Origin of the sequence: Sedimentitalea xiamensis, assembly GCF_030164465.1 — a bacterium.
In the GTDB taxonomy this organism is placed as follows: domain Bacteria; phylum Pseudomonadota; class Alphaproteobacteria; order Rhodobacterales; family Rhodobacteraceae; genus Sedimentitalea; species Sedimentitalea xiamensis.
In genome coordinates, this window is sequence record NZ_JASNJE010000016.1 from 85,789 (window position 1) to 100,698 (window position 14,910).

A 14,910-nucleotide genomic window follows, 5' to 3' on the forward strand; every position below is an offset into this window, starting at 1 on the left:
GAAGAAACATGGCTTTGGATTCACTGGCGGTCGGAACCGTTCCCTGGACGATCAAGGGAGAATTGATCCTGAACTGCAACTGCACGGTCTTCTGTCCGTGTGTCGTCTCGCTGGGACAACACCCGCCGACCGAGGGGCACTGTCAGGCCTGGGCCGGAGTCAGGATCGATGAGGGGCAGTATGGCGACACCGATCTGTCCGGGCTGAACGTCGGCCTGTTTCTGGAAATTCCCGGCAACATGGGGCGCGGCAACTGGAAAGCCGCCGCCTTCATCGACGACCGCGCATCCGACGACGCCTTTGAGGCGCTGTCAAACATCTTCTCCGGGGCGGCGCGTGGCACGACGGGGCTGTTCGGTATCCTGGTCGGAGAGTTTCTCGGGGCCGAACGGGAACAGGTCGTGTTCGAAACCCATGGCAACGAACGCCGTCTTCAGGTGGGCCGCAAGATCCAGGGGGCCGTCGTGCCGGTCGGTGGCAAGGATGGCAAGGATATCGTTGTCACGAATACGGAATACTGGATGGGGCCGGACATCACGGTTGCGACGGCGACCAAGGGACGGGTGCGCGCCTTTGGCCGGGTCTGGGATTTCGATGGCCGCAGCGCGGAAATCTGTCAGATCGACTGGCACGGGCCAAAGTGATGATCGACCGCGCCTTTTGCATCAAGATGGCGCAGTACAACGCCTGGCAGAACCGGCAGATTTACCGGACCCTGGACGGGCTGGATACCAAGGATCTGACGCGGGATCGCGGGGCGTTCTTCGGGTCGATCCTGGGCACGCTGAACCATCTGCTCTGGGGGGATCAGATGTGGATGGCGCGCCTTGACGGCGGCGCCGCCCCTCCGGGAGGGATCGCGGGCAGTCCGGCGCTTCACCCGACGCTGTCGGCCTGGAATGCCGCGCGGTTCCCATTGGACGGGCGAATCCGTCTGTGGGCAAAGTCGCTGCGCAACCTGGATCTGCAAGGCGATCTGACCTGGCATTCGGGCGCGACGGGCCGAACCGTCACCAGACCGAGAGGGCTGTGCGTGGTGCATATGTTCAACCACCAGACCCACCATCGCGGTCAGGTCCATGCGATGATGACCGCGGCGGGGATCGCCGGCGCGGTCAGCGACCTGGTTTTCATGCCGGAGGATGCGGGATGGCGTTGATCTCTCCGTCGCGGAGGTTGCGGGGCACAGCTTTCCCGGACGGGGTCGAAGCTGCGGGCCTGTCCGCCGACACGGTCTGCAAGCGGATGCCGCTGCCGACTGTTGTCGACTGCATCCGGGCCGGTTTCCGGTACCTGAAGGACCATATGCGGGTCCAGGTCGGTTCTGCGACGGGGCCACGGCGGCTGTCGGCATGGTGCGGACGGCTTATTGGGATCCGGGCGCGGAGCTTGAGATCCGGATGAACGGAAAAGCCGCGTGGTTGCGGTTCAGAGATATTCTGGCTTTAGGCGCTTTTGGCGAGGGTCGGCGGCGCGAGTATTTGGGCAAAGATGAAGCAGGGCGGATGCGCCCGGGAAGGAGAGATGATCATGTTCAATGCATTGGTGGTTCGCAAGGACGAAGACAGCGGAAAGACAACCGGGGCGGTCGAGCAGATGGGCCTCGATGACCTGCCGCATGGCGAGGTGACGGTGGCGGTCGACTATTCGACGGTGAACTACAAGGACGGTCTGTGCATCGGCCCCGGAGGCGGTCTGGTGCGCAAGTATCCGCATGTTCCGGGGATCGATTTCGCGGGCACGGTCGAGGAGTCCGAAGACCCGAGATACAAGGCCGGCGACAAGGTCGTGTTGACCGGCTGGCGCGTGGGCGAAGCGCATTGGGGCGGATATTCCCAAAAGGCGCGGGTGCGCGCGGACTGGCTGGTGCCCTTGCCTTCCGGACTGGACACGCGGTCGGCGATGGCGGTCGGCACGGCCGGGTTAACCGCCATGCTGGCGGTGATGGCGCTGGAGGACCACGGGCTCGAACCGGGCCATGGCCCGGTTCTGGTCACCGGTGCTGCCGGCGGAGTCGGCTCGGTGGCGACGGCGGTCCTTGCGCATCTCGGCCATGAGGTCGCCGGCGTGACCGGGCGTCCGGAAACCGCGGACTACCTGCGCGACCTGGGCGCGAGCCGGATCGTCGCGCGCGAAGAGATCAACGAAACGGTGAAACGCCCGTTGGAGGGCGAAACCTGGGCCGGTTGCGTGGACGCGGTCGGTGGCGCGATGCTGGCCCGCGTCCTGGGGCAGATGAAATACGGCGCCTCGGTGGCGGCTGTGGGTCTGGCCGGTGGCGCCGCCCTGCCTGCGACGGTGATCCCGTTCCTTCTGCGGGGTGTCAACCTGCTCGGAATCGACAGCGTCATGCAGCCCTATGACAACCGGTTGCGGGCCTGGCAACGCATCGCCAGCGACCTTCCGATGGACAAGCTGGAAGCGATGGTTCAGCCCGCGACGCTGACCGATCTGCCGGGCCTCGGGGCCGACATTCTCAAGGGCCGTGTCAAGGGGCGTGTCGTGGTGGACGTGAACGCCTGACACGCGCCGGCAGCGCCGGAAAGACCTTCGGCGGCACCCTCTGTCCGGTGCCGTCGTTGGTCGCGACCGAAGCGTGAACCGTCGCGCTTGGTTGCGTTCCTCCCGATTGTGACGTTACGTTACCGGTATGAAGCCAATCCGTCGGGTTGGCTGCGCGCGGTCCAGGAACCGGGCGCCCAGGCCTGCACGTTGCGTTGTTTTGCAACGGCTTGGCATTGGCAAAAGGAGGAATAGCCCGTGTTCACCAAAATCATGGTGCCAGTCGATCTGGTCCATGCGGCCCGTTTGCGGCGCGCGCTGGATGTGGCGGCCGATCTTGGCCGTCATTACGGCGCGGACGTCTGTTATGTCGCTGTCACGGCGCCGACGCCCGGACCGACCGCGCACAATCCGCAGGAATTCGCGGCCAAGCTGGAGGCGTTCGCGCAGGGCGAGGGCGCGGCGCATGGCCTGTCGGTGTCGTCCCACGCCATGATCAGCCACGATCCGGCCGTCGACCTGGACGACACCCTGCTCAAGGCTCGCAAGGAGACCGGGGCCGACCTCGTGGTGATGGCGAGCCATGTGCCGGGGATCGGCGAGTTTCTGGTTCCATCCCATGGCGGCAAGATGGCCCGGCATGCCGGTGTCTCCGTCATGGTCGTTCGCGAGGACGAAGCACAATAACCGCAGCAAGCGGATCGAAACCAACAGGAGGTCGAAATGACCGACGACACTACCAATCAGGGGATACCCGAACCCGAGGGCGCTTCGGACATCATCGAGACGGATTACGAGATCGGACAGGACAATGTCGAGGGCAGCGTCGGCCCGTTCGGTTTCGACATCCACAACCCGGTCTTTCTTGTGTCGGGCCTGTCCATCGTCGCCTTTGTTTTCTATGCGTTGGCCTTGCCGGAACAATCCGCCACGCTGTTCGGCTGGTTGCGACCGGCGGTCACATCCAGTTTCGATTGGTTCTTCCTGCTGTCGGCGGATTTTTTCGTCCTGTTCTGCCTGTTCCTGATCGTGTCGCCCTGGGGATCGGTCCGGCTTGGCGGGCAGGAGGCGACGCCGGACTATTCCTACATCGGCTGGTTCGCGATGTTGTTCGCTGCGGGCATGGGGATCGGTCTGATGTTCTACGGCGTCAGCGAACCGATGAGCCATTTCTCGACCTCCTTCGGGGGCACTGCCATGGAGGGCGGCGCGCGAACCGACTGGGCGCCTCTGGGCGCTGCCGCCGGGGACGAGGCTGAATCCGTGCGGCTTGGCATGGCGGCGACGATCTTTCACTGGGGCCTGCATCCTTGGGCGATCTACGCCATCGTGGCGCTGGCGCTGGCCTTGTTCACTTATAACAAGGGCTTGCCCCTGACGATCCGGTCCGCCTTCTATCCGATATTCGGGGAACGGGTGTGGGGCTGGACCGGGCATGTCATCGACACTCTGGCGGTGTTCGCCACCCTGTTCGGGCTCGCGACCTCTCTCGGCTTTGGGGCCACGCAGGCCAATGCGGGGCTGAACGAACTGTTCGGAATCCCGGTGGGTTCTTCCACCGAAGTCATCCTGATCACCGTGATCACTGCCGTCGCGCTGGTTTCGGTGGTGCGCGGCCTGGATGGCGGGGTCAAGGTGCTGTCCGAGATCAACATGGGAATGGCCTTCCTGCTGCTGATCTTCGTTTTGCTGGTCGGCCCGACCGTGGTCCTTCTGACCGGGTTCGGCGCGAGCCTTGTGGCCTATGTCGAATACCTGCCGGCCCTGTCCAACCCGTTCGGACGCGAGGATGTGAATTTCAGCCAGGGCTGGACGGCGTTCTACTGGGCCTGGTGGATCAGCTGGTCGCCCTTCGTCGGCATGTTCATCGCCCGCGTCAGCCGTGGCCGCACGGTGCGCGAGTTCGTGGTCTGCGTTCTGCTGATTCCGTCGCTGGTCTGCGTGCTCTGGATGAGCGTTTTTGGCGGCACGGCCATCCATCAGGTGATCGCGGACGGGTTCACCAGCGCCCAGGACGCGCCGCTGGAGCTCAAGCTGTTCAAGATGCTCGGCGAGCTGCCCCTGGCGTCGATCACGTCCTTTGTCGGGATCATCCTGGTGGTGGTGTTCTTCGTCACCTCATCGGATTCAGGGTCGCTGGTGATCGACACGATCACGGCGGGCGGCAAGGTCGACGCCCCGGTGCCGCAGCGGGTGTTCTGGTGCGTCTTCGAAGGCGCCGTGGCCATCGTGCTCTTGCTGGGCGGCGGATTGGCGGCGTTGCAGGCCATGGTCATTTCGACCGGGTTGCCGTTCACGCTTGTTCTGTTGCTGATGTGTTGGGCGATTTTCAAGGGCTTGCAGACAGAGGCGCGTTGAACCCGCCATTCCCGGCTTGAAACCGGGGCGATCTTGACCAAAGAATGCACAGGCCCCGGCGATACCGCCGGGGCCTGTTGAATATTGGGGGTATCGATGGCGGCAACCCGTCTGGATGTGGATTTCGTGCGCGCGCAGTTCCCGGCCTTTGCAGAGCCGTCCTTGCAGGGGCAGGCGTTTTTCGAGAACGCGGGAGGGTCCTATACCTGCCGGCCGGTGATCGACCGGCTGACGCGATACTATACGCAACGCAAGGTCCAGCCCTATGGCCCTTACGCCGCAAGCCGGCTGGCGGGGGAGGAGATGGACGAGGCCCGCACCCGCATCGCGGCGCTTCTTGGCGTGGAAACGGAAGAGCTGAGCTTCGGGCCGAGCACCTCGCAGAACACCTATGTCCTTGCGCAGGCCTTTGGCCAGTGGATGCAGCCGGGGGAGGCCATCGTTGTCACCAACCAGGATCACGAGGCCAATACCGGGCCGTGGCGGCGACTGGCGGAGAAAGGCATCGAGATCCGGGAATGGCGGATAGATCCGGACACCGGGCATCTCGACACCGGCGATCTTGAGAACCTTCTGGACGAATCCGTCAGGCTGGTCTGTTTTCCGCACTGTTCCAACGTGGTGGGGGAAATCAACCCGGTGACGGAAATCACCGCGATGGCCCATGCGGCGGGGGCTTTCGTCTGCGTCGACGGGGTGTCCTATGCGCCGCACGGGTTCCCCAATGTCGGACGGCTCGGACCCGATATCTACCTGTTCTCGGCCTACAAGACCTATGGCCCGCATCAGGGCCTGATGGTAATCCGGAAATCGCTTGGGGATCTGCTGCCCAATCAGGGGCATTTCTTCAACGGCGGCACGCTCTACAAAAGGTTCACGCCCGCCGGACCGGATCATGCGCAGATCGCCGCGAGCGCCGGCATGGCGGATTATGTTGATGCGCTCTGCGATCATCACGGCGGCCCCGAGGGCAAGGAGTCCGATCGCGGCATGTTCGTGCATGACCTGATGCGCGCCCATGAGGCGGCGCTGCTGCAACCGCTTCTGGATGCGGTCAGGGACCGCAATGCCGTGCGCCTGATCGGCCCGTCCGACGCGACGCGGCGGGCGCCGACAGTCGCCCTGTCGCTTGGCCGCAATGCCGGCGACGTCGCGGCTGACCTGGCGAGGGACGGCATCATGGCGGGCGGCGGCGATTTCTACGCCGGGCGACCGCTTGCGGCGATGGGCGTCGATCCCGTACTCGGCGTCTTGCGGCTGAGTTTCACCCATTACACAAGCAGGGCGGAAATCGATCAACTTTTGAATGCATTGGACCGCGTTCTTTAATCCGTTCGGTCGACGCCTCCGTATCACCTGAAACGCGCGGGGACATATGAGCGGCACTTCACCTGTCCTGTTGTGGCTCAGGCGCGACCTGCGCCTGAGCGACCATCCGGCCTTGTCCGCCGCCTGCGGCGAGGGGTGTCCGGTCATCCCGGTCTTCATCCTCGACGATCTGGCGGACTCCCTGAAGGCGGCCCCGAAATGGCGGCTCGGTCTCGGGCTTCAAGCCTATGATGCCGCCCTGAAGGCGCGCGGCAGCCGTCTGATCCTGCGGCGCGGGCAGGCGCTGGACTGCCTGCGAGACCTGGTTTCGGAGACCGGAGCGACGGCGGTCTACTGGTCGCGGCTCTATGACCCGGAGTCGGTGGCGCGGGATGTCGGGGTCAAATCCGCGCTGAAAGAGCAGGGGATCAGGGCCAGGTCCTTTGGCGGGCACCTGATGTTCGAACCGTGGACAGTGCAAACCCGGACGGGCGGTTTCTACAAGGTCTTCACCCCGATGTGGAAGGCGGTCACGTCAATCGACGTGGACCCGCCGATGCCGGAGCCGGGCTCCATCCCGGCACCGGAAAATTGGCCCGCGTCCGAAAACCTCGGGGACTGGGAGTTGCAAATGGGCATGAACCGGGGCGCCGAAGTGGTGCGGCCGCATGTGCGTCTCGGCGAGGCGGCTGCCCTGGATCGGCTGGGCGATTTCACTGAGGACGGGATCGCTGAATATCGGGAGAAACGGGATTTCCCGGCAGAGGATGGAACCTCGGGATTGTCGGAGAACCTCAGTCTCGGGGAAATCAGCCCCCATCGCTGCTGGCACGCCGGACTGCGGGCGCGTCAGGACGGCAAGGCCGGAGCGGAAACCTTTCTCAAGGAACTGGTCTGGCGCGAATTCGCTTACCATCTCATGCACCACACGCCGCGCATTCTGACCGAGAACTGGAAGCCCGACTGGGATGCGTTTCCATGGTGCACCGACCCGGAAGACCCCAAAGTGCTGGCCTGGAAACAGGGGCGCACCGGTATCGAATTCGTCGATGCCGCCATGCGCGAGCTTTACGTGACCGGACGGATGCACAACAGGGGCCGGATGATCGTCGCGAGCTACCTGACGAAACATCTGATGTGTCACTGGAAGATCGGTCTGGACTGGTTCGCCGACACGCTGATCGACTGGGACCCGGCGAGCAATGCCATGGGCTGGCAGTGGTCGGCCGGATCGGGGCCGGACGCCACGCCCTATTTCCGGGTGTTCAACCCGGTGACGCAGCTTGACAGGTTCGACCGCGGCTGCGGTTATGTCCGGCGCTGGATCGCCGAGGGGCAGAGCGATCCGTCAGAAACCGCGCTCAGCTATTTCGATGCGATCCCGCGGCACTGGGGCCTGTCTGCGTCCGATGCCTATCCGGAACCGGTCGTCACACCTGAAGACGGTCGGGCGGCGGCGTTGAATGCCTATGAGAACAGGGACTTCCAACGAATTTTCAACACCTGACTTGCCTGATCATTCCAGACAAATTAACCTTTTCCCGAAACCGCATGGGGGCACGCGGATGATCCTGACGTCGACACAGGGGCAAAGCAACCTGCCCAGATATTTCGTGCAGGTGATGGAAATGCTCAAGCGGCTTGAACATGGCCGCCTGGACATTAAGCTGGATGACGGTCGAATATTCCGGGCCGAGGGCGGGAATCCCGGCCCGGTGGCGGAACTGGACGTGCACAATCCCGATCTTTTCGGACGCTTGATCCGGGAGGGCGATCTGGGGTTCTGCGACGCCTATCTGGACAACTGGTGGAGCACGCCGGACCTTCAGGCCTTCATGGACCTTGTGCATCAGGGCAACGAACCGATCTACGACGGTTTTCCGGGGATGAAGCTGGTCTGGGCCTACGAACAGTTGCGGTTCTGGCTGCAACGCAACAACCGCCGGCAGGCCAGGAAAAACATCTCGTATCACTACGATCTCGGCAATGATTTCTACCGGCTTTGGTTGGACGACACGATGACCTATTCGAGCGCCCTGTTCACCACCGGGCAGGAAAGCCTCGAAGCGGCCCAGATCGCAAAATATGCGCACCTGGTCGATCAGATGGGCGTGCAGCCGGGCGACCATATTCTTGAAATAGGATGCGGCTGGGGCGGGTTCGCCGAATATGCGGCAAAGGAACGGGGATTGCGCGTCACCGGGCTGACCATCAGCGAGGAGCAGTTCAATTATGCCGTCCAGCGCATTGAAAACGCGGGACTAAAGAACATGGTGGATTTCAAGCTACAGGATTACCGGGACGAAACTGGAACCTATGACGGGATCGCCAGCATAGAAATGTTCGAAGCGGTGGGTGAAAAATACTGGCCGGTTTATTTCAGGACGGTGCGAGACCGTCTGAAGCCGGGCGGAAACGCGACGCTGCAGATCATCACGGTCGCCGACAGGCGTTGGGAGGTCTATAAGCGGGGGGTGGATTTCATCCAGAAATACATCTTTCCCGGCGGGATGCTGCCCTCGCCGACAGCCCTGTGCCAGCAGATCGAGAAGGCCGGTCTTGGTGTCGCCAAATCGGTCGAGTTCGGCGCCAGCTACGATCTGACCCTGCGCCGGTGGCACGAAACCTTCAACGACCGCTGGGACGAGATCGCGCAGCTCGGTTTTGATGATCGCTTCCGGCGGATGTGGAATTTCTACCTGACGGCCTGTGCCGCAGCCTTTGACAGTTCCAACACGGACGTGACACAGATAACGGTGACACGCCCAGCGTAGGACCAGAAAAGACCCGATGCCCAATGCAGCACGTCTCGTCGCCGCGGTCAGCCTCGCGCTGCTCGCCTTCATCCTGTCCGGACTTATCATGCCCCTGATGCCCGAAGGCACGGGATTCGGATATTTCAGCCATGTCAATGTTCTCCTGGGCTGTCTGGTCGGCTGGATCGTCGTGGGCAAGCGGGCAGGGCGCGGAGTGACGCCGGGCATCAACAACGGGTTGACGGGGGTGGTGGCACTGCTGTTCTGGGGGCTGTTCGTGCAAGGCGTCTATGAAATGATGCGGCAGGCCATGCGGAACCGGTTCGACGGTCCGTTCGAGGCCGTTCTGGCGATTTTCGAGATCGCGGCGGACTATGCGATGATCCTGATCACGCCGACGATCATCGCCACGCTCGTGATCGGCGGCGTCCTGTCCGGGCTGGCGACGGAATTCGCCTGGCGCCGGTGGCGGTAGACAGGCGCGGGGCAGGGGAATTGGCGTCATTGTTCTTCTATGGAACGCTGCGGCATACGCCGCTGCTTGAAATCGTGCTCGGCAAAGCTCCAGAGCGGCTGGACGGATGTCCCGCACGGCTGGCGGATCATGCCGTCCGGTCCGTTCCCGGCGAACCTTTCCCCACGCTGATCGCGGCGCCCGGTGAAACGGCACCGGGTCTTCTGGTGCGCGGATTGACGGAACAGGACATCGCGCGGCTGCGGTTCTACGAATCCGGGTTCGATTTCGATTTGGTGACACTGGACGTGACCGACGACGATGGAACGCCAACCACGGCGCAGGTGTTCTTTCCGAAACCGGGCCTGTGGGACACCGAAGATGACTGGAGCCTGCCGGACTGGACGGCGAAATGGGCCGGGATCAGCATCCAGGCCGCGCGCGAGGTCATGGCCTGGCATGGCCGCAAGACCGGCGCGGAGATCGCGGCGGGGTTCGCCGGCATACGGCGCCGTGCCGCGGCGGTCGTGGCCGCCCGGAACAGGGTGCCGGACACTGTGCGGGACCTGGCCGGGGATGTGACCGTGCTTGCCCACAAGCGGCCCTACGCCAATTTCTTCGCAGTCGAGGAAATGGACCTTCGGGTGCGCCGGTATGATCAGCGGATGGGACCGGTGGTGAACCGCGCGGCCTTGGCCGTGGGGCAGGCGGCGGTCGTGCTGCCCTATGATCCGCGTCTCGACACCGTTCTGCTGGTGGAACAGTTCCGGGCGCCGGTTTTCATGGCGGGAGATCAGATGCCTTGGGTCTGGGAGCCGATCGCCGGTCCGCTGGAACCGGGCGAAACCGCCGAAGAGGCCGCGCGCAGAGAGGCATTGGAAGAGGCGGATCTCGCCTTTCGGTATCTGGAACCGGCCGGAGAAATGTATTCGAGCACCGGATCGTCCACCGAATACCTGTATCTTTTCATCGGCGTGACGGATCTGCCCGATACTGCCGCCGGGCTTGGCGGTGTCGACGCCGGCGAAGATATCCGAAGCGCCGTGATCGCCTTTGACGAGCTGATGCAAAGGGTCGATGACCGACTTTGCCGGGACATGCCTTTGGTCACGACGGCGCTGTGGCTCGCACGGCATCGTGACCGGTTGCGGTCCGGGCAATAGCGCAGGCATGTCGTCCACCGCTTGAGGTCGGCCGGGCGCGGCGTTAAACCGGAGCCTGACAAGAAGGATGAACCGACAATGCGCATTGCACGCGACCTGGCCGAAGCCGTTGGAAATACACCCCTGATCCGGTTGCGGCGCGTCAGCGAAGAAACCGGTTGCGAGATCCTGGGCAAGGCGGAGTTCATGAATCCGGGGCAGTCGGTCAAGGATCGCGCCGCCCTGTTCATCATTCGCGATGCCGTCGCACGCGGCACGCTGAAACCGGGCGGCACCATTGTCGAGGGCACGGCGGGCAACACCGGTATCGGTCTGGCATTGGTGGGGGCTTCGATGGGGTTCAAGACCGTGATCGTCATCCCGGAAACCCAGAGTGAAGAAAAGAAGGACATGCTTCGCCTTGCGGGCGCGGAACTGGTGCAGGTGCCTGCGGCTCCCTATCGGAATCCGAACAATTTCGTGCGTTATTCCGAACGCCTGGCGAACGAACTCGCACGGACAGAACCCAATGGCGCGATCTGGGCAAACCAGTTTGACAATGTGGCCAACAGGCAGGCGCATGTGGAAACCACGGGGCCGGAAATCTGGGCCCAGACCGAAGGCAGGGTCGACGGCTTCGTCTCTGCCGTGGGGTCCGGCGGCACGCTCGCCGGGGTCGCGGAGGTGCTTCAGCCCAAGGGCGTCAGGATCGCTCTCGCGGATCCGATGGGGGCGGCGCTGTATTCATACTACACGACGGGCGAACTGGTCGCGGAAGGCGGCAGCATCGCCGAAGGCATCGGGCAGGTCCGCATCACCGAGAACCTGAAAGGTTTCACTCCTGATTTTGCCTACCAGATTCCGGATGAAGAGGCGCTGCCGATCGTCTTCGATCTCTTGCGCGAAGAAGGCCTGGTGATGGGCGGGTCCACCGGGATCAACATCGCCGGGGCCGTTCGCCTGGCGCGGGATCTCGGGCCGGGGCACACCATCGTGACGATCCTGTGCGACTACGGAACCCGCTATCAGTCCAAGCTGTTCAACCCGGATTTCCTGCGGGAGAAGGACCTGCCTGTTCCGGACTGGATGACCCGCGCGCCCGCCAGCATTCCGGGTGTGTTTCAGGACGTATGATCCGGATGAGCCTCCTGTTGCGCATATTGATTGCCGGGAGCCTGGCGATCTGGGCCGGTCTGGCGCTGGCCCAGGTGTCTCCGGAAGACCGAAACATTCAAGCGGAGTGGATCAAGACCGCCGACGAGGCGGAAAAGGTCGTGGAATCGGCGGAAGCTCCGACCCCCGAACTCGAAACGCTGCGCACCGAAATTGCCGGGTATCGTGAAAGATTCCTTGCCGGTCGGGATCAGAATGCCGACAGGATCAAGACCCTGCAATCGCAGCTCGATGCGCTTGGTCCGGTCCCGGAAAGCGGCACGGAACCGGAAGACATCGCGGCGCTGCGTCAGTCTTTGACAGACCAGTTGGACGCCCTGCGCGTGCCGAGGGTCGTGTCCGAGGAAGCCTTCAATCGCGCCAATGGCCTGATCAGCGAGATCGACCGGATCCTTCGCGAACGCCGGGCGTCGCAACTGCTGACGCGAGGACCGTCGCCCCTGAACGTGACGCATTGGCCCGAGGCGATCGGCGACATCAACCGGGCCATCGGCACCCTGGCCGGGGAAAGGCGCGCCGCCTGGCAGTCAGAGGAGAAACGGGCCGCGTTGACAAGTACGTTGCCGGCCCTGATCGGGATGTCGCTGATCGGGATACTGCTGATCGTGAAGGGGCCAAAGTGGTCGCAGCGGCTGGGCGATTACCTGCGCGGATTTGGCGGCAAGGGTTCCGGCATCTGGAGCTTCGTCGTCTCGCTCGCGCGCATCGTGCTGCCCTTTATCGGGATTCTTCTGCTCTGTGTGACGATGATGCTCAGCGGTCTTGCCGGCGAGCGTGGGCAGCTTCTGCTGGCCGAAATTCCGAAATGGAGCCTGATCTATCTCACCTTCAAATGGCTGGCGGATCAGATCGTCTTCAACGAATCCGTCTCTCAGTTGCAGTTTCAAAAGCCATACCACCGGACTGAGACCCGCTTGCTTATCGTTCTGTTGGCCGTAATGCTTATCCTGCATGGAGCCATCCAGTTCTATGAACAGGTCGAGAACCTTTCGGAAGCGTCGCGGGCCTTCGTGGCGTTCTGGCCCGTGCTGGCGTCCGCATTGATCCTGCTGCAGCTGCAGCGGATCGCGATGAACCGCCGGCTGGCCGATGAGGGCACCGGGGATGCCGCCGTCCAGACCTTCGGCGTATCCAAGATGGTCGTAGGATTGCGGCGCGGCGTGACGCTGGTCGCGATGGCCTCTCCGATCCTCGCGGTTCTGGGCTTCATGAACGCCGCCGAAGCCATCATCTACCCGGCGATCGAGACGCTCTTTCTCATCTCTGCGTTCATCATACTTCAGCGTTTCCTGTGCGATTTCTATGGCTGGCTGACAGGGTCCGGTGAAGATGCAAGAGAGTCCCTGTTCGCCGTCGTCGCCGGGTTCGTGCTGACCGTGGTCGCGATTCCGATCCTGACCGTCTTCTGGGGGGCCCGCATTACCGACCTGGTCGAATTGTGGGAAAAGTTCATCGCCGGGTTCACCATCGGCGGCGTGACCATATCGCCTGTCAACTTCATCACCTTCGCGGCCATCTTCGCGATCGGCTATTCGGTGACGAAATTGATTCAGGGCGGGTTGCGCACCAATCTTCTGCCGAAGACCGCGATTGACCCCGGCGGCCAGAACGCGATCGTATCCGGTGTCGGCTATGTCGGGGTGTTTCTCTCGGCGCTGGTCGCGATTACCGGAGCCGGGATCGACATGTCATCCCTCGCCATCGTTGCCGGCGCCCTGTCGGTGGGCATCGGCTTCGGCCTCCAGACCATCGTGTCCAATTTCGTGAGCGGCATCATCCTCCTGGTGGAACGACCGATTTCCAAGGGCGACTGGATCGAGGTCGGTGGCCTGATGGGCTATGTCCGTGACATTTCCGTCCGCTCCACCCGGATCGAGACTTTCGACCGGACCGACGTGATCGTCCCGAACTCGGATCTCATCAGCGGCACGGTGACCAACTATACGCGCGGCAACACCATCGGCAGGGTCATCGCCCCCGTCGGCGTCGCCTATGGAACCGATACGAAACGGGTCGAGAAACTGCTCCTGGAAATCGCCAACGCGCATCCCATGGTTCTGGCCAATCCCTCCCCGAACGTCGTCTTCCAGGGCTTCGGGGCCGACTCGCTGGATTTCGAGATCCGGGCGATCCTGCGGGACGTGAACTGGGTGCTGTCGGTCAAGTCCGACATGAACCATGAAATCGCGCGCCGGTTCGCCGAGGAAGGTATAGAAATTCCCTTCGCGCAGCGCGATGTCTGGTTGCGCAACCCGGAGGTATTGCAGGCGCGTCCATCCGAAGACACGGCCTGATGCCTTTCGCCGCGGCACAGCCTTCGCACCATGATTTTCCTGCTTGCATCAGCCGCAATGATCCGGCACATAGCGACCTCACGGAGAGGTGGCCGAGTGGTCGAAGGCGCACGCCTGGAAAGTGTGTAGGCGGGAGACCGTCTCCAGGGTTCGAATCCCTGTCTCTCCGCCACTATCACCCTTTCGAACCCGTTCAGGCCGTCCGCCCGCGGCGGAATTTTCCCTGTTTTCAAAGGGGTTTGCCGGATGGGGCCGAACCGCTAAGATGCAAGGGCACGGCGATTTCCGTCTCTGAATGGCCTCTCGTCTCTGATCGGGCGAACCGCGCCGGTTCCGGTTCGGTCGAAAATTTCCTCGCCTTTCCAATGGCCTGACTCGCAGCCCCGCCAAAACTGCGTGCCCTGTTTCCATCGCCATCGAGCGGAACGGAGATCGAACATGCAGGAGGCGCAAACCCGTGAATGCTTGGGTGCCCACAAGGAGTCAGGCGAACCCTGATTTCGTGACGAGGTGCTCAACTGACGACTTGACCAGCAGAGCTGGCCCACGACGAGCGATCGACGGCTCCCGGCCGAAAGGACGAGTTTGGAAACTTGCCTGCTTTGGCGGATCAAGATGGCGGGCTCCGCCTCTCGACCTCCTAGCCATCATCTGAGGTTCTGACGGCCACATAATGATGCTGTTCCGTTAGGAAGGAGTCAGCGCCCAGTGCTGTTGGTACTACTCAGTTCAAGAGAGGCAAACGGCACAATGAAAATCGCATTCACAGCAGAATTGCGCAAAGCTGATGAGGATCATGTCAAGGATCGTCTGAACTACCGCTTCGGCTTCGCCGATTTCTGTGCCGGGGCGGACCTGCGGGGGCACCTCAGCTGTTGACGCAGGCGATTTCGGCGTATCTGTCGGCCCGAATGGCCGAGATG

Annotated in this window: 13 protein-coding genes and 1 tRNA gene; 13 read left to right on the forward strand and 1 reads right to left on the reverse strand. The window is 62.8% G+C overall.

Annotated features, from left to right (window positions below):
- The first annotated feature begins 8 nt into the window (after window positions 1–8).
- The 13 genes from QO034_RS13805 (at window position 9) to QO034_RS13865 (ending at window position 14,159) form a co-directional block, all read left to right on the forward strand.
- Window positions 9–644, forward strand: a complete 636-nt coding sequence (locus tag QO034_RS13805; RefSeq protein ID WP_284486126.1) for a DUF1326 domain-containing protein — start codon at window positions 9–11, stop codon at window positions 642–644.
- On the forward strand, window positions 644–1,159 hold the full coding sequence (locus QO034_RS13810) for a DinB family protein (RefSeq protein WP_284486127.1): 516 nt from the start codon (window positions 644–646) through the stop codon (window positions 1,157–1,159). The genes QO034_RS13805 and QO034_RS13810 overlap by 1 nt, the downstream gene beginning before the upstream one ends.
- Window positions 1,160–1,530: 371 nt before the next feature.
- Window positions 1,531–2,523 carry an acryloyl-CoA reductase gene (gene acuI, locus QO034_RS13815; protein WP_284486128.1) on the forward strand — a complete coding sequence of 331 codons (993 nt, stop codon included), beginning with the start codon at window positions 1,531–1,533 and terminating at the stop codon, window positions 2,521–2,523.
- A gap of 237 nt (window positions 2,524–2,760) precedes the next feature.
- Window positions 2,761–3,189, forward strand: a complete 429-nt coding sequence (locus tag QO034_RS13820; RefSeq protein ID WP_284486129.1) for a universal stress protein — start codon at window positions 2,761–2,763, stop codon at window positions 3,187–3,189.
- Between the two features lie 36 nt (window positions 3,190–3,225).
- Window positions 3,226–4,860 carry a BCCT family transporter gene (locus tag QO034_RS13825; protein WP_284486130.1) on the forward strand — a complete coding sequence of 545 codons (1,635 nt, stop codon included), beginning with the start codon at window positions 3,226–3,228 and terminating at the stop codon, window positions 4,858–4,860.
- 96 nt (window positions 4,861–4,956) lie between these two features.
- Complete coding sequence (locus QO034_RS13830) at window positions 4,957–6,189, forward strand: aminotransferase class V-fold PLP-dependent enzyme (protein WP_284486131.1); 1,233 nt, start codon at window positions 4,957–4,959, stop codon at window positions 6,187–6,189.
- Window positions 6,190–6,235: 46 nt separating this feature from the next.
- Window positions 6,236–7,675, forward strand: coding sequence for a cryptochrome/photolyase family protein (locus QO034_RS13835; RefSeq protein ID WP_284486132.1), 1,440 nt, complete (start codon window positions 6,236–6,238; stop codon window positions 7,673–7,675).
- Between the two features lie 58 nt (window positions 7,676–7,733).
- Window positions 7,734–8,942 carry an SAM-dependent methyltransferase gene (locus QO034_RS13840; protein WP_284486133.1) on the forward strand — a complete coding sequence of 403 codons (1,209 nt, stop codon included), beginning with the start codon at window positions 7,734–7,736 and terminating at the stop codon, window positions 8,940–8,942.
- 16 nt (window positions 8,943–8,958) lie between these two features.
- Window positions 8,959–9,399, forward strand: coding sequence for a TrgA family protein (locus tag QO034_RS13845; RefSeq protein ID WP_284486134.1), 441 nt, complete (start codon window positions 8,959–8,961; stop codon window positions 9,397–9,399).
- Between the two features lie 29 nt (window positions 9,400–9,428).
- Complete coding sequence (locus tag QO034_RS13850) at window positions 9,429–10,541, forward strand: NUDIX domain-containing protein (RefSeq protein ID WP_321170011.1); 1,113 nt, start codon at window positions 9,429–9,431, stop codon at window positions 10,539–10,541.
- A gap of 78 nt (window positions 10,542–10,619) precedes the next feature.
- Window positions 10,620–11,654: a cysteine synthase A gene (locus QO034_RS13855; RefSeq protein WP_284486136.1), complete on the forward strand. Its 1,035-nt coding sequence runs from the start codon at window positions 10,620–10,622 to the stop codon at window positions 11,652–11,654.
- A gap of 5 nt (window positions 11,655–11,659) precedes the next feature.
- On the forward strand, window positions 11,660–13,987 hold the full coding sequence (locus tag QO034_RS13860) for a DUF3772 domain-containing protein (protein WP_284486137.1): 2,328 nt from the start codon (window positions 11,660–11,662) through the stop codon (window positions 13,985–13,987).
- 82 nt (window positions 13,988–14,069) lie between these two features.
- Window positions 14,070–14,159, forward strand: a tRNA-Ser gene (locus tag QO034_RS13865).
- A gap of 557 nt (window positions 14,160–14,716) precedes the next feature.
- On the opposite strand, the gene QO034_RS13870 is transcribed toward QO034_RS13865, so the two are convergent.
- On the reverse strand, window positions 14,717–14,910 hold a 194-nt coding region (locus QO034_RS13870), incomplete at its 5' end, for a hypothetical protein (RefSeq protein ID WP_284486138.1).

Coding starts and splice junctions, on each gene's coding strand:
- QO034_RS13840 (WP_284486133.1), top strand. CDS start 7,734: ATGATCCTGACGTCGACACAGGGGCAAAGCAACCTGCCCAGATATTTC.
- QO034_RS13845 (WP_284486134.1), top strand. CDS start 8,959: ATGCCCAATGCAGCACGTCTCGTCGCCGCGGTCAGCCTCGCGCTGCTC.
- QO034_RS13860 (WP_284486137.1), top strand. CDS start 11,660: ATGAGCCTCCTGTTGCGCATATTGATTGCCGGGAGCCTGGCGATCTGG.
- QO034_RS13855 (WP_284486136.1), top strand. CDS start 10,620: ATGCGCATTGCACGCGACCTGGCCGAAGCCGTTGGAAATACACCCCTG.
- QO034_RS13825 (WP_284486130.1), top strand. CDS start 3,226: ATGACCGACGACACTACCAATCAGGGGATACCCGAACCCGAGGGCGCT.
- QO034_RS13830 (WP_284486131.1), top strand. CDS start 4,957: ATGGCGGCAACCCGTCTGGATGTGGATTTCGTGCGCGCGCAGTTCCCG.
- QO034_RS13805 (WP_284486126.1), top strand. CDS start 9: ATGGCTTTGGATTCACTGGCGGTCGGAACCGTTCCCTGGACGATCAAG.
- QO034_RS13810 (WP_284486127.1), top strand. CDS start 644: ATGATCGACCGCGCCTTTTGCATCAAGATGGCGCAGTACAACGCCTGG.
- QO034_RS13835 (WP_284486132.1), top strand. CDS start 6,236: ATGAGCGGCACTTCACCTGTCCTGTTGTGGCTCAGGCGCGACCTGCGC.
- acuI (WP_284486128.1), top strand. CDS start 1,531: ATGTTCAATGCATTGGTGGTTCGCAAGGACGAAGACAGCGGAAAGACA.